19 protein-coding genes are annotated in these 22,343 nt (G+C 77.3%); 14 read left to right on the top strand and 5 right to left on the bottom strand.

Annotated features, from left to right (window positions below):
* Window positions 1–14: 14 nt before the first annotated feature.
* Window positions 15–1,262, bottom strand: coding sequence for a sensor histidine kinase (locus tag WAA21_RS03715; RefSeq protein ID WP_336921414.1), 1,248 nt, complete (start codon window positions 1,260–1,262; stop codon window positions 15–17).
* A 211-nt stretch (window positions 1,263–1,473) separates the two neighbouring features.
* On the opposite strand from WAA21_RS03715, the gene xylA reads away from it, so the two are divergent.
* The 3 genes from xylA to WAA21_RS03700 all read left to right on the top strand — a co-directional run bounded on the left by xylA (window position 1,474) and on the right by WAA21_RS03700 (window position 5,302).
* Entirely contained in the window at window positions 1,474–2,664 is a 1,191-nt protein-coding gene (gene xylA, locus WAA21_RS03710; protein WP_336921413.1) for a xylose isomerase, read from the top strand.
* A gap of 8 nt (window positions 2,665–2,672) precedes the next feature.
* Window positions 2,673–4,136: a xylulokinase gene (xylB, locus tag WAA21_RS03705; RefSeq protein WP_336921412.1), complete on the top strand. Its 1,464-nt coding sequence runs from the start codon at window positions 2,673–2,675 to the stop codon at window positions 4,134–4,136.
* Window positions 4,137–4,453: 317 nt separating this feature from the next.
* Complete coding sequence (locus tag WAA21_RS03700; protein ID WP_336921410.1) at window positions 4,454–5,302, top strand: hypothetical protein; 849 nt, start codon at window positions 4,454–4,456, stop codon at window positions 5,300–5,302.
* A gap of 25 nt (window positions 5,303–5,327) precedes the next feature.
* Here the strand turns inward: WAA21_RS03700 and WAA21_RS03695 are convergent, their stop codons facing one another.
* The gene (locus WAA21_RS03695) at window positions 5,328–6,143 is read right to left on the bottom strand and encodes an HAD family hydrolase (RefSeq protein WP_336921409.1); all 816 of its coding nucleotides are present in this window, start codon (window positions 6,141–6,143) and stop codon (window positions 5,328–5,330) included.
* 430 nt (window positions 6,144–6,573) lie between these two features.
* On the opposite strand from WAA21_RS03695, the gene ssd reads away from it, so the two are divergent.
* From ssd to WAA21_RS03665, 6 genes are all read left to right on the top strand, one after another.
* The gene (gene ssd / locus WAA21_RS03690; protein WP_336921408.1) at window positions 6,574–7,890 is read left to right on the top strand and encodes a septum site-determining protein Ssd; all 1,317 of its coding nucleotides are present in this window, start codon (window positions 6,574–6,576) and stop codon (window positions 7,888–7,890) included.
* On the top strand, window positions 7,887–8,996 hold the full coding sequence (locus WAA21_RS03685) for a TadA family conjugal transfer-associated ATPase (RefSeq protein ID WP_336921407.1): 1,110 nt from the start codon (window positions 7,887–7,889) through the stop codon (window positions 8,994–8,996). Before ssd ends, WAA21_RS03685 begins: the two co-directional genes overlap by 4 nt.
* Window positions 8,993–10,039 (top strand): hypothetical protein, encoded by a 1,047-nt coding sequence (locus WAA21_RS03680; RefSeq protein WP_336921405.1) that lies wholly within the window; start codon window positions 8,993–8,995, stop codon window positions 10,037–10,039. The genes WAA21_RS03685 and WAA21_RS03680 overlap by 4 nt, the downstream gene beginning before the upstream one ends.
* Window positions 10,040–10,208: 169 nt before the next feature.
* Window positions 10,209–10,478, top strand: a complete 270-nt coding sequence (locus tag WAA21_RS03675) for a DUF4244 domain-containing protein (protein WP_336921404.1) — start codon at window positions 10,209–10,211, stop codon at window positions 10,476–10,478.
* 109 nt (window positions 10,479–10,587) lie between these two features.
* The gene (locus tag WAA21_RS03670) at window positions 10,588–10,923 is read left to right on the top strand and encodes a TadE family type IV pilus minor pilin (protein ID WP_336921403.1); all 336 of its coding nucleotides are present in this window, start codon (window positions 10,588–10,590) and stop codon (window positions 10,921–10,923) included.
* Window positions 10,902–11,279, top strand: coding sequence for an Rv3654c family TadE-like protein (locus WAA21_RS03665; RefSeq protein WP_336921402.1), 378 nt, complete (start codon window positions 10,902–10,904; stop codon window positions 11,277–11,279). The genes WAA21_RS03670 and WAA21_RS03665 overlap by 22 nt, the downstream gene beginning before the upstream one ends.
* A gap of 70 nt (window positions 11,280–11,349) precedes the next feature.
* Here the strand turns inward: WAA21_RS03665 and WAA21_RS03660 are convergent, their stop codons facing one another.
* Complete coding sequence (locus WAA21_RS03660) at window positions 11,350–11,997, bottom strand: hypothetical protein (protein WP_336921401.1); 648 nt, start codon at window positions 11,995–11,997, stop codon at window positions 11,350–11,352.
* 114 nt (window positions 11,998–12,111) lie between these two features.
* A complete protein-coding gene (locus tag WAA21_RS03655; RefSeq protein WP_336921400.1) occupies window positions 12,112–14,688 on the bottom strand; it encodes a DEAD/DEAH box helicase in 2,577 nt (858 codons plus the stop codon).
* Between the two features lie 197 nt (window positions 14,689–14,885).
* On the opposite strand from WAA21_RS03655, the gene WAA21_RS03650 reads away from it, so the two are divergent.
* The 3 genes from WAA21_RS03650 to WAA21_RS03640 all read left to right on the top strand — a co-directional run bounded on the left by WAA21_RS03650 (window position 14,886) and on the right by WAA21_RS03640 (window position 18,265).
* Window positions 14,886–15,278 carry an STAS domain-containing protein gene (locus tag WAA21_RS03650; protein ID WP_336921399.1) on the top strand — a complete coding sequence of 131 codons (393 nt, stop codon included), beginning with the start codon at window positions 14,886–14,888 and terminating at the stop codon, window positions 15,276–15,278.
* A gap of 4 nt (window positions 15,279–15,282) precedes the next feature.
* Window positions 15,283–15,717 (top strand): ATP-binding protein, encoded by a 435-nt coding sequence (locus WAA21_RS03645; protein WP_336921398.1) that lies wholly within the window; start codon window positions 15,283–15,285, stop codon window positions 15,715–15,717.
* 247 nt (window positions 15,718–15,964) lie between these two features.
* Complete coding sequence (locus WAA21_RS03640; protein WP_336921396.1) at window positions 15,965–18,265, top strand: sodium-translocating pyrophosphatase; 2,301 nt, start codon at window positions 15,965–15,967, stop codon at window positions 18,263–18,265.
* 63 nt (window positions 18,266–18,328) lie between these two features.
* On the opposite strand, the gene sthA is transcribed toward WAA21_RS03640, so the two are convergent.
* Complete coding sequence (gene sthA, locus WAA21_RS03635; protein WP_336921395.1) at window positions 18,329–19,798, bottom strand: Si-specific NAD(P)(+) transhydrogenase; 1,470 nt, start codon at window positions 19,796–19,798, stop codon at window positions 18,329–18,331.
* Window positions 19,799–20,204: 406 nt separating this feature from the next.
* Here sthA and WAA21_RS03630 point away from each other — a divergent pair, with 406 nt between their 5' ends.
* Together WAA21_RS03630 and WAA21_RS03625 are read left to right on the top strand one after the other, a co-directional pair.
* The gene (locus WAA21_RS03630) at window positions 20,205–21,806 is read left to right on the top strand and encodes a DUF7059 domain-containing protein (protein ID WP_336921394.1); all 1,602 of its coding nucleotides are present in this window, start codon (window positions 20,205–20,207) and stop codon (window positions 21,804–21,806) included.
* Complete coding sequence (locus WAA21_RS03625; RefSeq protein WP_336921393.1) at window positions 21,803–22,342, top strand: GXWXG domain-containing protein; 540 nt, start codon at window positions 21,803–21,805, stop codon at window positions 22,340–22,342. The genes WAA21_RS03630 and WAA21_RS03625 overlap by 4 nt, the downstream gene beginning before the upstream one ends.
* Window position 22,343: the final 1 nt, after the last annotated feature.

Here is a 22,343-nt window from a genome sequence, read left to right as displayed (position 1 = left end):
GGAGCGTAGACGCCTCAGCCCGGCCGGACCCCGACCACGAACTTCGGCACGCGGAAGGACACCCGCGTGCCCGCCCCCGGCGCGGTGTCGACGACCAGGCCGGCCGCGTCGCCGTAGACCTGCCGCAGCCGCAGGTCGACGTTGCCGAGCCCGATGGAGTCCCGTGACCCGCGGCCCTCGACCGCGGCGAGCACGACGTCGGGGTCCGCACCCGCCCCGTCGTCGTCCACGGAGATGACGGCGGCGTCGCCGTCGTCGTCGGCGCGCACCACGACCCGGACCGTCCCGTGTCCGCTCTCCAGCCCGTGGCGGACGGCGTTCTCGACGAGCGGCTGCACGCACAGGAAGGGGATCGTCACCTGCAGCACCTCCTGCGCGACGGTGAGGTCGACCGTCAGGCGGTCGCCGAACCGGGCCTGCTCGAGCACGAGGTAGCGCTCGACGTTGCGCAGCTCGTCGGCGAGCGTCGTGAACTGCGCCTCGCGCCGGAACGCGTACCGGGTGAAGTCGGCGAAGTCGAGCAGCAGCTCGCGGGCGCGGTCGGGGTCGGTGCGCACGAAGACCGCGATGGCGGCGAGGCAGTTGTAGACGAAGTGCGGGCTGATCTGCGCGCGCAGGGCCCGCAGCTCGGCCTCGGCGGTGCGCGTGCGCTGCAGGTCGAGCTCGGCGAGCTCCACCTGGCTCGCGACCCAGCGGGCCACCTCCTCCGTCGCACGGACCAGGGGGGCGGTCGGCCGGTACGCGGAGTAGGCGACGAGCGCCCCGAGCACGCGGTCCTCGACCCCGACGACCGCCACGACGGCGCTGCGCAGCGGGCAGCGCGGCTGCCCGCACCGCACCTCGACCGCACCGAGCACGCGCGTGCGGCTCTCGGTCACCGCGCGCGCGGCGTGCACGCGCGGGTCGTGGCCGTGCGGCGCGGCGAGCGTGCCGTCGCCGCCGACCGCGGCGGGGTCGTCGGCGGACTCCCACGCGAGCAGCTCGCCCGTCGACACGACGGCCAGCGCCGGGGTGCCGAGCAGGCGGCGCAGGTGCGGGGCCGCCGGTCGGGCGCCGGCGGCGGTGAGGCCCTGGCGCAGGTGGGGCGCCGCGAGCGCGGTGAGGTGCAGGGTGTCGAAGCGGGCCCGGTCCGCCTCGCTCGTGAGGCGGCGTCCCGGGCCGCCGCGCGCCCGCGCCCGCCCGGCCAGGGCGAGGCCCGCGAGGAGCAGGAGGACGAGGACGACACCGCCCGAGGCGGCGGCGGGCGGGGCCCACAGGTCCATGCCGGGAGTATCGCGGTCGAGGCGCCCGCTCGGGTGAGGCGCCGGGCGCGGCGCCAGGAGCGGGCGAGGTCGCGGCGAGGCGCGCCGACCGTCCGGCGCGCCTAGGGTGCCGTTGACCGCTGCTGCTGGACAGAGCGTTCGTTTGATCGCTAGCCTAATGGGGCTCGCGTGTGCACGGCTGCCGCGCGACCCCGGACGAAGGAGTTCCCCCATGGCCGTCGGCGCGCCCACCCCCCAGGACAAGTTCACGTTCGGTCTGTGGACCGTCGGCTGGCCGGGCAACGACCCGTTCGGGCCGGTGACCCGCGGACCCGTCGACGTCGTCGAGAGCGTCGAGCGTCTGGCCGAGCTCGGCGCGTACGGCGTCACGTTCCACGACGACGACCTCGTCCCGTTCGGCTCCGACGACGCCACGCGCGACGGGATCATCGCCCGGTTCAAGGACGCGCTGGAGCGGACCGGACTCAAGGTGCCGATGGCGACGACGAACATGTTCAGCCACCCGGTCTTCAAGGACGGCGCCTTCACCGCCTCCGACCCGGCGCTGCGCCGCTACTCGCTGCGCAAGATCATGCGGAACATGGACCTCGCCGCCGAGCTCGGCGCCGAGACCTACGTCATGTGGGGCGGGCGCGAGGGCGCCGAGACCGACGCCGCCAAGGACGTGCAGGTCGCCCTCCAGCGCTACAAGGAGGGCATCGACCTCCTCGTGCAGTACTCCGAGGACCAGGGCTACGGCCTCCGGTTCGCGCTCGAGCCCAAGCCGAACGAGCCCCGCGGCGACATCTTCCTGCCGACCATCGGCCACGCCATCGCCTTCATCTCCACCCTCGAGCGGCCCGACCTCGTCGGCATCAACCCCGAGGTCGGCCACGAGCAGATGGCCGGCATGAACATGGTCCACGGGGTCGCGCAGGCGCTGTGGCAGGGCAAGCTCTTCCACATCGACCTCAACGGCCAGCACGGGCCGAAGTACGACCAGGACTTCGTGTTCGGCCACGGCGACGTCAAGAGCGCGTTCTTCCTCGTCGACCTGCTGGAGAACGGCGCCCCCGGCGGCGGAGAGGCCTACACCGGCCCCCGCCACTTCGACTACAAGCCGTACCGCACCGACGACCCCGCCGACGTGTGGGAGTCGGCCGCGGCGAACATGCGCACGTACCTGCTGCTCAAGGAGCGCGCCGCGGCCTTCCGCGCCGACCCGGAGGTGCAGGAGGCGCAGCGGGCCTCCGGCGCCGCCGACCTCGCCCGCCCCGCTCTCGCCGACGGCGAGACGTGGAAGGACCTCCTCGCGGACCGCTCGGCGTTCGAGGAGTACGACGTGGAGGCGGCCGCGCGCCTGGGCAAGCACTACACGCGGCTGGACCAGCTCGCGATCGAGCACCTGCTCGGCGCCCGCTGAGGCCCGCGGTGGCAGGGACGGACGGACGGGTGCTCGTCGCGGGCGTCGACTCCTCGACGCAGGCGTGCAAGGTCGTCGTGCGCGACGCCGCGACCGGGGCGCTCGTGCGCTTCGGTCGGGCGCCGCACCCCGACGGCACCGAGGTCCACCCCGACCGCTGGTGGGACGCGCTGCGCCAGGCGGTCTCGGCGGCGGGCGGCCTCGACGACGTCTCGGCCGTGTCGGTCGGTGCCCAGCAGCACGGCATGGTCGCCCTCGACGAGGCCGGCGAGGTGGTGCGGCCCGCGCTGCTGTGGAACGACACCCGCTCGGCGGGCGCGGCCCGCGACCTCGTCGAGGAACGCGGCCGCGAGGCGTGGGCGGAGGCGACCGGCGTCGTGCCGGTCGCGAGCTTCACGGTCACCAAGCTGCGGTGGCTGCGCGACCACGAGCCCGACGCGGCCGCGCGCGTGGCGGCCGTGTGCCTGCCCCACGACTGGCTGACGTGGCGCCTGCTCGGGCACGGCCCGGGCGCCGGCGCGGCGCTCGACGCCCTGACCACCGACCGCGGCGACGCGTCCGGGACCGGCTACTGGAGCCCCGCCGACGGCGGCTACCGCGCCGACCTGCTCGAGGCCGGGCTCGGGCACGACGCGGTCGTCCCGCGCGTCGTCGAGCCGGGCGCCCGTGCGGGCGAGGTCGCCGACGGGGCGGACGGCACCCCGCTGGCCCGGGGCACGGTGCTCGGCGCCGGCACGGGCGACAACGCCGCGGCGGCGCTCGGGCTCCAGGTCGAGCCCGGCGACGTCGTCCTGTCCGTCGGCACGTCCGGCGTGGCGAGCGTCGTGAGCGACGTGGCGGCCGCCGACCCCAGCGGCATCGTCGCCGGCTTCGCCGACGCGACCGGCCGCTACCTGCCGCTCGTGTGCACCCTCAACGCGGCCCGCGTCCTCGACGCGACCGCGCGCCTGCTGGGCGTGGACCACGACCGGCTGTCCGAGCTCGCCCTGTCGGCGCCGCCCGGGGCCGACGGTCTCGTGCTCGTGCCGTACCTCGAGGGCGAGCGGACCCCGGACCTGCCCGACGCGACGGGGTCGCTGCACGGCATGACGCTGGCGAGCACCACCCCCGCCCACCTCGCACGGGCCGCGGTCGAGGGGGTCGTGTGCGGCCTCGCCGCGGGCGTCGACGCCCTGCTCGCGCACGGCGGGACGCTGAAGCGCGTGGTCCTCGTCGGTGGCGGGGCCGCCTCGCCCGCCGTGCAGCAGGTCGCCTCGGCGGTCCTCGGCTGCCCGGTCGTCGTGCCGGAGCCGTCGGAGTACGTGGCCGACGGCGCCGCGCGCCAGGCCGCCTGGGCGCTGTCGGGTGAGCCGGAGCCGCCCACGTGGACGCTCGCGCGGTCGCGGACGGTCGAGGTGGACGCCACCCCGCACGTCCGTGACCGCTACGCCGAGGCCGCGGGGCACGTGCTGGACCGCGTCCGCACCGACTGAGGGCGTGCACCCCCGGCCGGTCCCTCGTGAGGGTGCGCGCCGGCCGGGGTGACGCCGCGGTGACGGGACGGCGGGCGTCCGGTGAACGCTGCGTGACACCTCGTCGTGCGGCCGCGAACCGCCGCGACGTCGGCGGCCGGCTGCGGCCAGCATGCGCTCGTGCAGCAGACGTGCGACGACGTGACGGGCCGTCACCCCCCGCGGCGGCGCGACGGTCCCGCCGCCGCCGGCCGTCCCGACCTGCTGGCGGACGTGTCGAGGGCACGGGGACGGTGGCCGGGTCCGGTCGCCGGGGTGCCCGCACCTACCCTTCACGGGTGGACGCCGGTGCCGACGTGAGGCCCCTCGTCGCGCACCCTGCCGTGGTCGGCGCGGTCGCCGAGGCGCGAGAGGCGTGCACGGGGCTGCGGTGGCTGCCGGCCATGCGGCGCCGCGCGGAGCAGGTGCGCGCCGAGTCGTGCGTGCGTGCGGCCGCGGCCTCGGCCGAGCTCGACGGGGCGCGCCTCGGGCTGGACCGCGTGCGCGCCCTGCTCGCGGTGCCCCCGGAGCGCGGCGCGACGGAGCGGGCCGCGTCGGGACACGACCGAGGCCCCGCCGGCCGGGCCGGCGTCGACCCGGTGACCGCGCTGGTCCTGGGTGCGCTCCGTGTCACGCTCGACGCCCACCCGTCCGCCCCGCTGCTCAGCCGGGCGCCGCGGCAGGTCATGGCCCGCTTCCACGCGCTCGCCGCCGCCGACCTCGTCGCCGACCCCTCGCGGCTGGGCCGCCCGAGCGGCAGCGCCGCCGAGCGCCTCGAGCTGCTGTCGCGGCTGGTCTCCGGGCGCTCGCCCGTGCCCACCCTGGTGACGGCGGCCCTCGTGGACGCCGAGGTGACCGCCGGGGACGCCTTCGCCCCCGTCTCGGGCGTCGTCGCGCGGGCACTCGCCCGGGCCGTCGTGGTGGACGGCGGTCTGGACCCGGCGGGCGTCGTCGTGCCGGAGCGGCACGCGCTCGCCGACCGGGCCGGACGGGACGCCGCCCTCGCGGGCTACCGCAGCGGCGACCCCGACGCCGTCGCGGCCTGGGTGCGCTGGTGGGGTGACGCCGTCGTGGCGGGCGCCGTCGAGGCCGGACGGGTCGCGGAGGAGGTCATGGCCGGCCGGCTCGTCGGGACGGGGCCCGGCTGAGGGTCGCCGGACCGACGGACCGGGGTCAGGGCCGGCGGCGCCTGCGAGCGAGGTACCAGCCCAGCCCGGCCGTCGCGGTGGCGACGCCCACGGCACCCACCGTCCCGACGGCCACGGGCGACGGCACGGGGACCGCCGCGAGGCTGCGCGCGGCCGCGGGCGGCGGGACCAGCTCGAGGACGGGCCACCCGGCCGTCTCGGCGTGCGCGGCCAGCTGACGGTCGGGGTTGACGGCGTGCGGGCGCCCGACGGCCTCGAGCATCGGCAGGTCCGTCATCGAGTCGGAGTACGCGTAGCTCGCGGCCAGGTCGTAGCCGCGCTCGTCCGCGAGGCGCCGCAGCACGGCCGCCTTCTCCGGGCCGTAGGTGTACCGCTCGATGCGACCGGTGTAGCGGTCGTCGACGACCTCCATCGTGCTGCCGACCGTCAGCGTCGCGCCGAGGCGGTCGCCGACCGGGCCCACCACCTCCTGCGCGCCGGAGGACACCACGACGACGTCGCGGCCGAACTCCGCGTGCCAGCGCAGCAGCTCCGCGGCCTCCGGGTACACGAGCGGGACGATGACGTCCTCGAGCGCCTCCTCGACGACGTCGCGGACCACGGCGGTGTCCCAGCCCGTCACGAGCTCGCTGAGCAGCTCGCGCATCCGCTCCATCTGCAGGTGGTCCGCGCCGCGCAGCATGTAGGTGGCGTGCGCGTACGCGCTGCGGGCCGCGGTGCGCGGGGGCAGCAGGCCGCGTCGGCGGAGGCCACGACCGAGCGCGAACGTGCTGGAGGCCGCGAGCACGGTCTTGTCGAGGTCGAAGAACGCCGCGGCACGCGGGACGGTGTCGGACGGCACCGGGCCAGGGTACGGACGCCCGGTGACACGGCGCGCCGCGGGCGGCTCCGGGGCGGCCGGAGCGCCGCGCCGACGCGCCGGGTGCGGCCGCTCGTCCGGCGCCGCCGTGCCACGACTCGCCCCGAAGGACTTGTGTGAAAGATGAATAACCCCCACACTCTCCGTAGGGCTTCCCCCAGCCCTGTGGGTTCGGCCCCGTCCCCCCCGGCGTGCCGAGCCCGGCGGCCCCTGCGTCCCCCCGGCAGGGGCCGCCCCCTTTTCTGCCGCGGTCCGGTCGGTGCGTGGTCGGTCGCTCGCCGGTGTCGCGTCCACAGGCCACCCGTGGTCCACGCGTCCACAGCCCGTGCGACGGACCGCGCGGCCGTGGCAGGGCACCCGCTTGGCTCGCTCCCGGCGCCGGACGATCCGTCGCCGGGAGGGACGTGTCGTCGTGGCAGCCGGTCAGCGCCCGTGGGCCCACCCCCGATCCTCGCCGGAGCGGGACGCCGTCGTGCTGTGCGTGGCGGAGGACCCCGCGGCACGGGCGCGCCTCGTCGAGCTCTGCCGCAGCGCCGGCGTGCCGGCCCGGTCGGAGCCACCGTCGCCGCCACCGCCGTCGTGGGACGGGGCGGCCGCCGTCCTCGTGGGCACCGCGGGCGAAGGACGAGGCGGGCCGGGCGGATCCGGCGGGCCGGGCGGGCCGGACGAGCCGGGTGGGCTCGGCGGGCTCACGGGCATGCCGCGGCGACCCGGCGTGCTCGTCGTCCACGAGTCTCCTCCCGGTGACGACGGCGAGCCGCCACCCGCGGTGTGGCGGGCTGCGCTCGCGCTCGGTGCGGAGCACGTCGCGGTGCTGCCCACGGCCCGGGCCTGGCTGCTGCAGCGGCTGCAACGGGCCGCGCGACCCCGCGCCCGCTGCGTCGCGGTGGTCGGCGCGCGCGGCGGCGCGGGTGCGTCGAGCACCGCCGTGGCGCTCGCCACGGAGGCGGTCCGGGCCGGGCGCGCGGACCCGCCCCGGGTCCTGCTGCTCGACGCGGACCCCGGCGGGGGCGGGCTCGACCTCGCGCTCGGTGCCGAGGAGCTGCCGGGGCTGCGGTGGCCGGACCTCGGCGACGTCGAGGGTCCGCTGCCGTGCGGCGGCCTGTCCACCGCACTGCCGGACGTCGACGGCGTGCGGCTCCTGAGCCACGGCCGCGCCGGTCACCGGACCGAGCCGGTGTCAGCCGGTGCCGTCGCGGCGGTCTGGGAGGCGGCCCGCAGGGACCACGACCTCGTGGTGGTGGACCTGCCCCGCAGCCCGTGCACCGCAACGGTGCCCGTCGCCCGCGGCCCGTCACCGCGCGCCGCCGCCGCCACCGAGGTCCGACCCCCGGCCGGCGCCGGGCCGGACGGGACGGACGGGCCGGACGTCCTGCTCCTCGTCTGCCCGGCCGAGGTCCGGGCAGCGGCCGCCGCGCCCGCGGTGCTGCGAGCGTGGCTGGGCTGGCGCCCGGCCGAGCTGCACGTGCTGGTGCGGGGGCCCTCGCCCGGTGGGCTGCGGGCGGCCGACGCCGTGGTGGCCCTGCGGGCCGGCGCGGAGCGGCTCGGGGGAGCAGGCGCCGCCCCGCTGACGCGCGCGGATGTCGTGCGCGCCGAGGCCGGCATCGCCGCGGCGCTCGACGGCGGGGCTCCGTTCGCCGAGAGCGCGCGCAGCCCCCTCCGGCGGTGGGCGGAGCTGTGGCTCGACGACCTCACGGCGGTGCCGCCGGGCCCGACCGGGGCGGCGTGACCGTGCCCGACCTCGGCCCGCTCGAGCCGCTGCTCGACGACCCGGCCGTCACCGACGTCCTCGTCAACGGTCCCGGCCGGGTGTGGGTGGACGGGAGGGGCGGGCTGCGACGAGTCCGGGTGGACCGGCTCGACACCGAGCCCCAGGTCCGGGCGCTCGCCGTCCGCCTGGCCGCGCTCGCCGGCCGCCGCCTCGACGAGGCGTCGCCGTGGGTGGACGCGCGGCTGCCCTCGGGCGTCAGGCTGCACGCGGTGCTGCCGGCGCTCGCCCGAGGCGGCACGCACGTGAGCCTGCGCGTGCCGCGCGTGAGCGGCGGCCTCACCGCCCTGCAGCGCACGGGCGGCCTGACCAGCGGGCTGGCCGACGGGCTGCGCGGGCTGGTGCGCCGCCGCGCGAGCGTGCTCGTCACGGGGCCGACGGGCTCCGGCAAGACGACCCTGCTCGCGGCCCTGCTCGCCGAGGTGGGCGCCGAGGAGCGCCTCGTGATCGTCGAGGACGCGACCGAGCTCGACCCCGAGCACCCCCACGTGGTGCGGCTGGAGTCGCGGCCCGGCAACGTCGAGGGGGCCGGCGAGGTCGGCCTCGGGGTCCTGGTCCGGCAGGCGCTGCGCATGCGCCCGGACCGCCTCGTCGTGGGGGAGTGCCGCGGTCCCGAGGTCCGCGAGGTGCTCCTCGCGCTCGGCTCGGGGCACTGCGGGGCGGCGACGGTCCACGCCGCCGCACCCGAGGACGTGCCCGCGCGCCTCGTCGCCCTCGGCGGCGCCGCCGGGCTCGACCCGGCCACGACCCTGCTCCAGGCGCGAACGGCCGTCGACGCCGTCGTCGCGGTGAGCCGGTCCCCGGACGGGCGCCGGACGGTCGACGGCGTGTGGGGATGGCAGGACGGCCCGGGCGGCTCGGTTCCTCCGGCTGCGCTCGTGCCGCACCTCGACCGCATCGGCCGCGACGTCCGCATTGGCCGCGACGTCCGCGACGTCCGCGACGGGCGCGACGGGCGCGACGGGCGCGACGTCCGCGACGTCCGCGACGTCCGCGACGGGAGCGACGGGCGCGACGGGCGCGACGGGCGCCGTGCGTCGCGGCGGGTTGGGGCGCACGTCGCGTGAGGAGACCGACGGGCCGCCGCACCGTCGGGCGCCGCCCGGCTGTCGGGCGCGCCGGCCGCGCGCTGCGCCGCGCCGGCGGGCGTGCCGGCTCCTCGCCGCCGGGGGACGTACGCGAGGTGCAGGTGGGCGTCCACGACGTCGTCCGCTGCGCGGAGCGGCTGGCTCTCGGCGCGGGCGCCGGACTGCCGTGGCCGGACGCGCTGCGGCACGCGGGCGCCGACGTGCTCGACCCGCAGCGCCCCGTGGAGGCTGCCGCCGCGCGCGGGCGCGACGGCGTGCGCGCGGCCGTCGCGCTCGTCGAGCGACTCGGTGTCGCCTCCGCCGACGTCCTGCGAGGTGCGGCGGAGTCCGTCCGTGCCCGGGCCGCGGCGGACGCCCGGCGCCGGGCCGCGCTCGCCGGACCGGTCGCCTCCGCCCGGGTGGTGGGGGCGCTGCCGCTCGCCGGGCCCGCCGCCGCGTCACTCGTCGGTGTCGACGCCGTCGGGGTCCTCACGGGCACGGCGTGGGGACGGGTCTGCGCGGTCCTCGGGCTGCTGCTCCTCGCGCTGTCCTGGTGGTGGGCGGCCCGCCTCGTCGCGCTCGCGTCCGCGGCCGGTGGCGGGACCGGCACGGGCGTCGACGACGCCACGGTCTGCGACCTCGCGGCTGCCGCCCTCGGCTCCGGTTGCGGCACGGCGACCGCCCTGCGGGCGGTCGCCGACGCGCTCGCCGGGGTTCAGCCGAGCGACGCCCGCGTGGCGGAGCTGCACCGCCTCGCCGACGGGACGGACGTCGGGGACCTCCGCCTCGCGGTGGTGCACGGACCCCTGGAGCCGCTGCGCGACGCCGTCGGGTTCTCCCTGGCCACCGGCGCCCCGGCGGCCAGGTCGCTGCGCCTCGCGGCGGAGGAGGTCCGCCGGGAGGCGGAGACCGAGGTGCAGGCCGCGACCGGGCGCCTCGCCGCGCGGCTCGTCCTGCCGCTCGGCCTCGCGGCCCTGCCCGGCTTCCTGCTGCTCGGCATCGCCCCGGTGGTGCTCCGGCTGCTGAGCGACGGCCTGGCGTGACGCGCCGGCCGCGCCCCGCCGTGCCCGCGGGCGTGCCCGCGATGTGCCCACAGGCCGGAGGGACCCCCGTCGTCCACCGACCGGCGTCGGCGGCCCGCGCCGGGTCGGCCGTCGCCGTCAGGGTCGGGGCAGGGACGGGCCGACCGGCCCGCAGTCACTGGGAGGCACCATGTCACGCAGGAGCAGCACCGCCGGAACCACGCCGTCGACGCCGACCGGCGCCCGCGGGGACGGGGTCGCACCGGCACCCGAGCGCGCGCCCGACAGCGGCGCACCCGCGGCCCGGTGGGCCGGGGACGCCGGCATGGCGACGGCCGAGTACGCCGTCGCGACCCTCGCCGCCGTCGGCTTCGCCGGGCTGCTGTACGCGGTGCTCCGCAGCGGCGAGGTGCAGGAGATGCTCACCGCGCTCATCCGCAGCGCCCTCGGCACGCCGTGACCGCGGGCAGCGTCGGGGCGCCGGTCACCCGGGTCGACGAGGGGGGTGCGGGCGAACCGTGAGCGGGTGGCCGGGGACGGACCGTCGCGGACGCGGCGACCGCGGGACCGTGACGGCGGAGACGGCCGTCGTGCTGCCCGTCGTGGTTCTCGCCCTCGCCGTCGTCCTGGCCGGGGGTGCGCTCTCGGCCGGGGCGCTCACGTGCGCGGACTCGGCCCGGGCGGCGGCCCGGGCGCTCGCTCGCGGGGACGGTGCGCCCGCGGCCCGTGCCGCGGGCGAGGCCGTGCTGCGCGGGCCGGGGACGGTCGCCGTGTCGGCCGCACCCTCGGGCATGGTGGCGGTGAGGGTGACGACCCGGGTGCGGGCGCCCGGGGCGCTGCTGCTGCCGGCCGACGTCACGACGCTGTCCTGCACCGCCCACGCGTGGCGGGAGCCCGGGCCGTGACGGCGGTGGCGACGGTGTCGGTCGCCCTCGGCGGCTGCCTGCTCGCCTGCTCCGTCGTCGCCGGCGTCGGGCAGGTCGCGGTGTCGCGGGCGCAGGCCGACGCCGTGGCGGACCTCGCGGCGCTCGCGGCCGCGGCGTCACTGTCGACGGGCTCGACGCACGCCGAGTCGTGCGAGCGGGCTGCCGCGGTCACCGCCGCGCACACCGGCCGGCCGGTGACGCTTACGAGGTGCGCCGTGGCAGGTCGGGACGTGACGGTCGAGGTGAGGGCGCCCGTCCGGCTCGGCGGTCGCCTCGTCCGCCTCGACCCCGGCGTCGGGGTCAGCGGCCGGTCACGGGCCGGACCCGCGCCGTGAGGAGGAGCGCTCCTCCCCGTGGCGGGACGCCGCCACCGGGCTGCGGCGCGAGCCGCAGCCGGTGCGTGGGTCAGGAGCTCCGGTCGTGCTCGTCCGGTGCCGTGGTGGGTCGGGTGGGGCTCGGCGTGGCGAGCGGGCCGGGAGCGGACTCCGCGCTGTCGTCCGGACGGCGGTCCACCGCCGTGTCGTCGTCACCGGGCCGGTCCCGCCGGGACTCGTCGACCCGGTCGTCGGTCGCCGCGTCGGGCCGCTCGCCCGTCGGCCGGTCGCCCTCGTGCCGGTCGTCGTGCCGGTCGTCGCCCCTGTGCGCGTCGTGCGAACCGGTGTCGCCGTCCGGCCGCACGGGCGGACGCTCGGCGCTCTCGCGACGCGCGAAGGGTGCGGCGGCAGGGGCGTAGACGGGCTCGGCCGCGGCGTTGCGCTGGGCCTCGGCGGCCTGCCGCGACTGCACCTCGGCCTCGACGCGACGCAGCCGCTGCAGCTCCGCGCGCCGGCGGGCCGACTTGCGGGCGCCCGAACGCATCGCCAGGACGGCGAGCTCCAGGAGCAGCAGGGTGAGGGCGCCGAGGGCGAACACCGCGACGGCCGTCGTGTCGAGGGCGAGCCCGTACACCTCGATGGACACGTCGGTGTCGGTGCTGGGGGGCAGGCCCCCGAGCAGGACGAACGCCAGCACAGCCAGCGCCACCACCAGCAGCAGGATGCCGAGAACGATCATGGCGCCTTCCTTCCGTGTCGCCGCGCGGCCGGCCGCGGAAGGTCCGGCTCGTCGGTCCGTCCACGCTAGCGGCGGCCCGGGGCGAGGTCCCCCCGGCGCGCCCGGCGGCTCCCGTCAGCCGCGCAGCAACCGCAGCAGCCCGACCGCCCCGGCCTTGTCGAGCGGCTGGTTGCCGCTGCCGCACCCGGCGCGCACCACGCACGCCGGGCACCCGCCCCGGCACGAGCACCCGCCGACCGCCTCCGCGGCGGCGTCGACGAGCGCCTCGACCTGCTCGAAGGCCCGTTCCGCGAACCCGGCGCCACCGGGCCAGGTGTCGTGCAGCAGCACGGCCGGCCCGGCGAGGTCCGGGTGGTGGGCGTCGTGGCTGCCGCCGACGTCGTGGCGGTCGCTGACCGTCACGAGGGGCACGAGCGAGGTGAGGGCGTGCTCGGCCGCGTGCAGCGCCGCCACGGCGCGACCGGCGACGGCGCCGCGACCTCGTCGCCCGCCCGGCGCGTCCGGCGAGGTCGGGGCGAGCACCCACGCCCCCCGCGTCCGCATCGTGCGCGTGGGCAGGTCCAGGTGCTCCTGGTCCAGCACCGCGCCCGAGCGCGGGTCGACGCGGACGAACCCCGTGACGGCCTCGACGACGTCCAGGGTGCCGAAGCCGGCACCGCCCTCCCCGAGCGCACGCTCGCGCTCGACGGCCACGACGTGCGTCGTCGTGACCGAGCGGGAGAACGTCACGTAGCCGGGGTCCTCGGCGCGCAGCAGGGCGCAGCCGCCGTCGAGGTCGAGCTCCTCGACGACGTAGCGGCGCAGCAGGTGCTCGTAGACGGCGCCGGGGTGCACGGTCGCGGTCGCCCGGGACGCGTCGACCGTGCCGAGCACGCGGCCCGTGGCGGCCTCGACCAGCTGCACCTCCGCGCCACCGGACCCGCGCAGGTCGACGCCCGGGCGGTGCGGCCGGGACCAGAACCAGCCGCCGGGGCGTCGCCGCAGGTCGCCGCGCTCCACGAGCACGTCGACGAGCGGGGCGGCCGCAGGGCCGAAGAGCGCGAGGTCGACCTCGGTGAGCGGCAGCTCGGCCGCCGCGGCGGCGAGGTGCGGCAGGAGGACGTAGGGGTTGTCGGGGTCGGTCGTCACCGCCTCGTGCCCGCCGCTGAGGACGCGGTCGGGGTGGGCCAGCACGTAGGCGTCGAGCGGGTCGTCGTGGGCGACGAGCACCCCCGTGCCGGGCACGTCGGCCCGTCCGGCCCGACCCAGCCGCTGCCGCCACGACGCGAGCGACCCGGGCCAGCCGGCCATCACGACCGCGTCGAGGCCGACCACGTCCACGCCCAGCTCGAGCGCCGACGTCGCGGCCACCCCGCGCACCGACCCGTCACGCAGACCCCGCTCGGTGGCGCGTCGCTCCTCGGGCAGGTGGCCACCGCGGTAGGGCACGACGGTGCCCGCGAGCGCGGCCCCCTCGAGCGCGCCGTGCCGGTCGACGAGGTGCTCGCGCGCGCGGGCGGCGATCACCTCGGTGCCGCGTCGGCTGCCCACGAAGGCGAGGGTGCGCGTCCCCGAGCCGACGAGTCCGGCCAGGAGGTCGGCGGACTCAGTCGTCGCGGAGCGCCGGCGGACCTGGTCGCGACCCGACCCGGGACCGGACCCGGGACCGCCGCCCGTCCGGTCGGCCCCGACGTCCCGCGCCCCGCCCGAGCCGTCCCGGAGACCCGACCGGTCCCCGTCGCCGTGCTCGTCGCCGTGCTCGCCGCCGTGCCCGTGCCCGTCCCCGGGTCCGTCCCCGGGTCCGTCGCCCGCGCCGCGCCCCGTCCCGTCGGTCCCCACCACGGGGTCCCACAGGACCGTGACCCGACCGGGGTGCGGCGAGCCGTCGACGTCCACGGTGAGGACGGGCTCCCCGAGCAGCCGCTCGGCGAAGCGGCCGGGCTCGGCCACCGTCGCGGAGCACAGCACCACGGCCGGTCGGGCGCCGTGCGCGGCGGCGACGCGCCGCAGGCGTCGCAGCACCGCCCCGACGTGCGCCCCGAAGACGCCTCGGTAGACGTGGCACTCGTCGACGACGACCCAGCGCAGCCGGCGCAGGAGCCGCGACCAGCGGGCGTGGTCCGGCAGCAGCGCGTGGGCGAGCAGGTCGGGGTTCGACAGCACGACGTGCGCGTGGTCGCGCACCCAGTCGCGCTGCTCGCGTGAGGCGTCACCGTCCACCGTGCCGGTGAGCAGCCCGGGGACCCCCAGCTCCCGCAGCCGGCGGTCCTGGTCCGCGGCGAGCGCCTTGGTCGGCGACAGGTACAGCGCGCACGGCGCGTCGTGGGCGCCCTGCGGGCCGTCGAGCGCGTCGAGCACCCCCGACAGCACCGGCAGCAGGTACGCCAGCGACTTGCCGGACGCGGTACCGGAGGACAGCACCACGTGACGCCCGGCCCGCAGGGCCTCGGCCGCCTCCACCTGGTGCGACCACGCGGAGCCGATGCCGTGGCGGGCGAGCCGGTCCAGCAGCGCCGGGTGGGTCCAGGCGGGGAACGGCACGGTGTCGGCCCGCCTCGCGGGGTCGACGAGCACCCCGCGCACGCAGTGGGCCGCGCGCGGGTCGGCCAGCACCGCGCGGGCGGCGGGCGGCAGGTCCGGCACCGACCCCGCCGGCCGGCCCGGCGCGGGCACGCCGGCCCCCGTCAGCGTCGCGACCTCGGGCTCGTGCACGGTCCCAGGGTGGACCACGCCCCGGACGGATCCGAGCACCGGGACACGTCGGGTCGGGTGGGGGCGGATCGGGCGACCCGCCCCGCGTGGACAGGACGAGGGAGGCGGGTGGGTGCTTGACTGTCGCGGAGCGCCCCGGGAGACCCCCGGCGGCGCACGCGCGGGAGCGCGTGAACGGACTGACGAGGAGGACCCCCGTGGACCTGTCCCTGGCCACGCGGACGGTCGGTGACCGGACGGTCGTCGAGGTCGGCGGCGAGATCGACGTGTACACCGCCCCCCAGCTGCGCAGCCAGCTCAACGACGCCGTCGCCGACGGCGCCCGCCACATCGTCGTGGACATGAGCGGCACCGACTTCCTCGACTCGACGGGCCTCGGGGTCCTCGTCGGCGGGCTCAAGCGGGTGCGCACCATGGACGGCGACCTCGAGCTGGTCTGCTCCAGCGAGAAGATCCTCAAGGTCTTCCGCATCACCGGCCTGACGAAGGTCTTCACCATCCACGGCTCGCTCGACGAGGCCCTCGGCTCCTCGGCCTCCGACGGCGGGGCCGCGGAGGCGGGCCGGGACGGCACCGGCACGGCCGGCTGAGGTCGTGCCGTCGCCGGGGTCCGACGCCGTGGAGCTGCCGATGGGGGCCGTCGCGGGCGACGAGGACGTCGTCCTGCGGATCGGCGGCTCCCCGGAGAACGTCCGGACCGCCCGCCTCGTCGCGGCCGCGGTCGCGCGGCGCGAGGGGCTGCCCGAGGACCGCGTCGACGAGGTGCGCATCGCCGTCGGCGAGGCGGTGACGTGGGCGCTCAACACCATCACCGACCGCGCGGTCGAGGTGGTCCTCGGCCCCGGCGGCGAGCTGGGTGAGCAGTTCGTGGTCCGCGTCGGCGGGGGCCTGTCGTTGCTCAGCAGCGTCGCGACCGGCCTGCCCGAGGCCGGCGGCGACGACCTCGCGCTCGCCCTGCTGCGCGGGCTGGCCGACGACGTCCACGTCGACGGCGACGTCACGGTGCTGACCTGGCGCGACCTCCTCTGACCCGGGCGGCCACCTCCGCGACGTGACGCGGGCCACACCGGTCCGCCCGGGTGTCGGCGGGCGCTGCCCCCACCCCCTAGACTCCGAGCGCTCACCCACCGTGACAGAGGGGGCCCCGGTGACTCGACGACGAGGCTGCCGGTGTGCCGCCGCGGCAGGTGCTGCACCACCCACCCGCACGCCACCGTCCAGCCGGTGCTGGACCGCACCACGACACGGCCCTGCCCGGCCGTCCTGAGGAGGACCGATGCCCAGCCCCACGCTCGCGGCCGGAGGGGTCGACGTCGGCTTCGGCGCGTCGTCGTACGCCATCGTCGCCGTGGTCTTCGCGATCGCCGTCGCGTCGCTGGCCATGGCCGCCGTCTTCCGCCGCCAGGTCCTCAGCGCCCCCGAGGGCACGCCGGGCATGGGGGAGATCGCCACCGCCGTGCAGGAGGGGGCCTCGGCCTACCTGAGCCGGCAGTTCCGGACCCTCGGCCTGTTCGTCGTCCTCGTCTTCGGCCTGCTGTTCCTGCTGCCGGGCGACGGCGACATCCGCGTCGGGCGCAGCATCGCCTTCGTCGTCGGCGCCGCGTTCTCCGCCGGCATCGGCTACCTCGGCATGTGGCTGGCCACCCGCGCCAACCTGCGCGTCGCCGCCGCGGCCCGCCACCCCGGCGGCCGCGACCTCGGCATGCGCATCGCGTTCCGCACCGGCGGGACGGTCGGCATGGCGACGGTCGGCCTCGGCCTGCTCGGCGCGGCGCTCGTCGTGCTCATCTACCGCAGCAGCGCCCCCACCGTGCTCGAGGGCTTCGGCTTCGGGGCCGCCCTCCTCGCCATGTTCATGCGCGTCGGCGGCGGCATCTTCACCAAGGGCGCCGACGTCGGTGCCGACCTCGTCGGCAAGGTCGAGGCGGGCATCCCGGAGGACGACCCGCGCAACGCCGCGACGATCGCCGACAACGTCGGCGACAACGTCGGCGACTGCGCCGGCATGGCCGCGGACCTCTTCGAGTCCTACGCCGTCACGCTCGTGGCCGCCCTCATCCTCGGCAAGGCCGCCTTCGGCGAGGCCGGTCTCGTGTTCCCGCTCATCGTGCCCGCGCTCGGTGCGATCACGGCGGTCCTCGGCGTCTACCTCGTGAAGCCGCGCGAGGGCGAGTCGGGCCTCACCTCGATCAACCGTGGCTTCTACCTGTCGGCGCTCATCGCCGCGGCGCTGTCCGCGGCCGCCGCGTACCTGTACCTGCCGGGGTCGTTCTCCGAGTTCTCCGAGGTCGCCGACACCGCGATCCTCGACCTGCCGGGCGACCCCCGCCTGGTCGCCACCGTCGCGGTCGTCGTCGGCATCGTGCTGGCCGGCGTCATCCTGTGGCTCACCGGCTACTTCACCGACACCATCAAGCCGCCCACCCGCAACGTCGCGGAGACGGCCCTCACCGGTCCTGCGACGGTCGTGCTGTCCGGCTTCGGCCTCGGCCTGGAGTCCGCCGTCTACACCGTCGGTGTCCTCGCCGCGGCCGTCTTCGGCCTCTTCCTGCTCGGCGGCGGCTCGGTCACGCTGTCGCTGTTCCTCATCGCGCTCGCCGGCTGCGGCCTGCTCACCACCGTCGGCGTCATCGTCGCGATGGACACCTTCGGCCCGGTGAGCGACAACGCCCAGGGCATCGCCGAGATGTCCGGCGACGTCGACGCGACCGGCGCGCAGATCCTCACCGACCTCGACGCGGTGGGGAACACGACCAAGGCCATCACCAAGGGCATCGCCATCGCGACCGCCGTGCTGGCGGCGACGGCGCTCTTCGGCTCCTACACCGACGCGATCCGCACCGCGCTCGGCGAGGCGGGCGCCGCGCTCGACAGCGTCGACTACGGCATCGTCTCCCCGGCCACGCTCGTCGGCGTCCTGCTCGGCGCGGCCGTCGTGTTCCTCTTCTCGGGCCTGGCCATCAACGCGGTCGGCCGGGCGGCCGGCGCCGTCGTGTTCGAGGTGCGCCGCCAGTTCCGCGACATCCCCGGGATCATGGAGGGCACGGGCAAGCCCGAGTACGGCAAGGTCGTCGACATCGTGACGCGCGACTCGCTGCGCGAGCTCGCCACGCCGGGCCTGCTCGCCGCCTTCGCGCCGATCGCCGTCGGCTTCGGCCTCGGTGTCGGCCCCCTCGCGGGCTACCTCGCCGGCGCGATCGCGGCCGGTGCGCTCATGGCCGTGCTGCTCGCCAACTCCGGCGGCGCGTGGGACAACGCGAAGAAGCTCGTCGAGGACGGCGCCCACGGCGGCAAGGGCTCTCCCGCCCACGAGGCGACGATCATCGGCGACACCGTCGGTGACCCGTTCAAGGACACCGCCGGCCCGGCCATCAACCCGCTCATCAAGGTGATGAACCTCGTCGCGGTCCTCATCGCCCCCGCGGTCGTGTCGCTCAGCATCGGCGACGGGCAGAACGACGCGCTGCGCTACGGCATCGCCGGTGTCGCGTTCGCCGTCATCGTCGTCGCGGTCGTCGTGTCGAAGTTCCGCAGGTCGAGCATGACCGACGACGTGCCGGTGGCCACGCGCGTCTGAGCCCCGTGCCTGCGTTCCTGTCGACGGACGGCGCGTCCGTCGACAGGGACGCAGACCCACGCCTCACACGGCGAACCGCTCGACCGCCCGGATCTTGTTCGTCACGTCGAGCGCGGCGACCTTGTACGCCTCGGACAGGGTCGGGTAGTTGAGGACGGTGTCGACGAGGTAGTCGACCGTGCCGCCGCAGCCCATGATCGCCTGACCGATGTGCACGAGGTCGGTCGCGGCCGTGCCGAACACGTGCACGCCGAGCAGCTCGCGGGTGCCGGTGTGGACGAGCAGCTTGAGCATCCCGTACGGGTCACCGACGATCTGCCCGCGTGCGAGCTCGCGGTAGCGCGCGACGCCCACCTCGTACGGGACGGCGTCGGCGGTGAGGTCCGCCTCGGTGCGGCCGCAGTAGCTGATCTCGGGGATCGTGTAGATGCCGATGGGCTGCAGCGCCGTGAGGTCGCGCACCGGCTCGCCGAACGCCTCGTAGGCCGCGATCCGGCCCTGGTCCATGCTCGTGGCCGCGAGCGCCGGGAAGCCGATGACGTCGCCGACGGCGTAGATGTGCGGCACCGAGGTCCGGTAGTGGTCCCCGACCGCGATCCGGCCGCGGGAGTCCGCCTCCAGGCCGGCGGCGGCGAGGTCGAGGGCGTCGGTCTGGCCCTGCCGCCCCGCGGAGTACATGACCGTCTCGGCCGGGATCCGCTTGCCGGAGGTCAGCGTCGTGACCGTCCCCGAGCCGTTCGCCTCGACCGAGGCGACCTCCTCGCCGAGCCGGAAGGAGACCGCGAGGTCGCGCAGGTGGAACTTGAGGGACTCCACGACCTCCGGGTCGCAGAACTCCAGCAGCGCCGGGCGCTTGTCGACGACCGTCACCCGGGTGCCGAGCGCGGCGAACATCGACGCGTACTCGATGCCGATGACCCCGGCGCCGGCCACGACCATGGACGACGGCACGCGCTCGAGGTCGATGACGCCGTCGGAGTCGACGACCCGGGGGCCGAACTCGACCGAGGACGGCCGGGCGGGGCTCGTGCCGGTGGCGAGCACGACGTTCGCCGCGGTGACGGTGAGGTCGGGTGACCCGGCGTCGCCGGTCACCGCGACGGTGTGCGGGTCGACGAAGCGGCCGCTGCCCGACAGCAGCGTCACGTGGTTGCGGAGCAGCTGCGCCCGCACGACCTCGACCTCGCGGCCGATGACGTGCTGGGTCCGGGCCAGCAGGTCCTGCACGGTGATGTCGGCCTTGACGCGGTAGCTGGCGCCGTACACGTCGCGCTGGGCCATGCCCGTGAGGTACATGACGGCCTCGCGCAGCGTCTTGGACGGGATGGTGCCGGTGTTGACGCACACCCCGCCCACCATGTGCTTGCGCTCGACCACGCAGACCCGCTTGCCGAGCTTGGCCGCGGCGATCGCCGCCTTCTGCCCCCCGGGGCCGGAGCCGATGACGAGCAGGTCGTAGTCGTAGCGGAGGTCGTCCGGGCCCGGGTCGTGCGGGGCCACGGCGGGCGCGTCCGGGATGCTCTCGGTCGTCACCGAGAGCAGTCTGCCCGTATCGGCTCGTGGTGGGTAGCCGTCGGCTCAGCCCTCGGGTGCGTACGGCCGCACCGTCAGCAGCCGGACGTCGTCGGCCGCGCACCCGGTGGACGGGTAGGGCGCGAACAGCGACGCGGTCTCGTTCGGGGGGGTAGATCCGCAGTGCTCGGTGCGGCCACGGCCGTGCTCGGCGCGTCGGTGACCGGGGCCGACGTGACCCCGCCGGAGGCCGAGCAGCCCGCGAGGACCAGGGCCAGCACGGCCACGGTCCCCCCGGGGGCGGGACGGTGGCGACGACGGTCCCGGCCGGTCATGGGCTGCCACGCTAGGACCGCACGCACCGGAACCGCACGACGGGACGTTCCTCGCGGGTGGTCGTGCCCCGGCCGGTGGATAGCGTGGGCCGGTGCCCGAGGACCTCCCCACGCCCCCGCCCCGAGCCGACCTCGACCTGGGGCCGCTGCGGGCGGACCTGGCGGCCGCCGGCTACACGGTCGACGGCGTGGTCGAGCGGCTCGGGGACGTCGCCGCGCGGGCGCTGGCCCGGGACCAGGCCGTCCCCGCCCGCCGGGTCCTGGCCGACGGTGACGACCCGGTGGGGGTCCTGCTGCGGCTGTTCACCCTGGGCGACGAGGTGTCGCGGGCGCAGGCGGAGGCGGCCCTGCCGTCCACCGGGGTCGCCGCCGCGGAGTCGCTCGGCCTGCTGCGCGTCGTCGACGGCGGGGTCCGCGCCTGCGTCGACCTGCAGCCGCACGCGGTCGCCGACGACCTGGGGGAGTCGGCCTGGTGGGTGTGCGCCGACCTGGGCGAGGTCGCGCAGCAGGGTGGGGTGCTGCCCACCGACCACGTGCTGGGGGTCGGCGCGGCGTCGACCACGCTGGTGGAGGCCACGGTGCCCGCCCTGTCCGGCATGCGCTGCCTGGACGTGGGAGCCGGGTCCGGCGTGCAGTCGCTGCACCTGGCGCGCACGGGCGCGAGCGTCGTCGCCACCGACCTCAGCGAGCGGGCGTGCGCCTTCGCCCGCTTCACCGCCGCGCTCAACGACGTCGACGTCGACGTGCGGCCCGGCAGCCTGCTGGCCCCCGTCGCGGGCGAGCGCTTCGACCGGGTCGTCGCGAACCTGCCCTTCGTCGTCACGCCCCGTCGGCCCGACGTGCCGACGTACACGTACCGTGACGCCGGCCTCGACGGCGACGACGTGGTGCGCCGGATGCTGCGGGAGGCGCCGCTGCACCTCGCCGAGGGCGGCCTCGCGCAGTTCCTCGGCAACTGGGAGGACCGTGCGGGCGAGGGCTGGCGGGCGCGGCTGCGGGGCTGGGCGGAGCAGTCGCAGCACGACGTCGCGACCGCGAGCGGGGGCGCCGACGTGCTCGACGTGTGGGTCGTGCAGCGCGAGCTCGCCGACCCCGCCCTGTACGCCGAGGCGTGGATCGCCGACGGCGGGCGGCCGGACCCCGCCGAGGCGGCGCGCTGGTACCGGGCGTGGCTGGAGGACTTCGACGCCCGCGGCGTCGAGGCCGTCGGCTTCGGTGTCGTCACGCTGCGCCGCCGGGCCGCCGACCCCTCGACCCCGCCGCTGCTGCGGCTCGACGAGGAGCACGCGAGCGTCCCGGGCGCGTGGCGTGACGTGCTCGCCGCGGGCCTCGCGGGTCACGACGCCCTCGGACGCGCGGGCGCCCACCGCGACCGCTCGGCGCTGCTCGCCGCCCGCCCGGTCGTCGCCGCCGGGGTCGTGGAGCGCCGCGAGCTCGACCCCGGCGCGGCCGACCTGCGAACGGTGCACCTCGTCGACACCCGTCGCCGGGGCCGGGTCGTCGAGGCCTCGGCCGCGCTCGCGGGCCTCGTCGGTGCCTGCGACGGGGAGCTGACCGTCGGGCAGCTGGCCGCCGCGCTCGCGGACCTCCTCGAGGAGCCGGCCGGACCGCTCGTCGACCGGCTGCTGCCGGCCGTCGAGGACCTCGTCCGCGAGGGGCTGCTCGAGCTGCCGCAGCCTGGGACGGCGGGGTGAGCCGCGGCGACCGGGACAGGGCGCTCGAGCGCTTCGACGCCGGCGAGCCGCTGCCGACCTCGGCCCTGCACGGCCGTTGGCGGGGCTCGGCGGTGCCGACCGGGCACGTGCTCGACGGGCTGCTGGGGACCTACGGCTGGTGGGGCAAGGCGTTCCGCTCCGACGACGACGTCGACCCCCTGCTCTTCGAGGGCCGCGACGGCCGGGTCCGGGCGCTGGAGCCCCGGCTGCTGCCACTGGCCGCGCGTACGCTGGGTGTGCTGCCTCGCTCGGCGGCGGCCGGCCGCCTGGCCGCCGTCGCGCACCCCTTGCTGGCGACGCGCCGACCGCGGGCGCGGCTGCGGGCCGTCGAGGTCCGCGGCCGGGTGAGCGCGGCCATGGTCTACGACCACGTGCCGGTGCTCGACGCGTTCCGCCGTGACCCCGACGACACCGGTGACCTGCCCCGCGTAGTGCTCGGGCTCATGGACTGCCGGGGCCACGCCGAGCCGTTCTGCTTCCGCCTCGAGCGCGCCGCGGGCCGAACGGCCGGCTGAG

The sequence above is a fragment of the Aquipuribacter sp. SD81 genome (genome assembly GCF_037153975.1).
Lineage (GTDB): Bacteria > Actinomycetota > Actinomycetes > Actinomycetales > JBBAYJ01 > Aquipuribacter.
The sequence above is the reverse complement of the archived record's forward strand: the minus strand, read 5'-3'. Positions and strand labels throughout refer to the sequence as shown.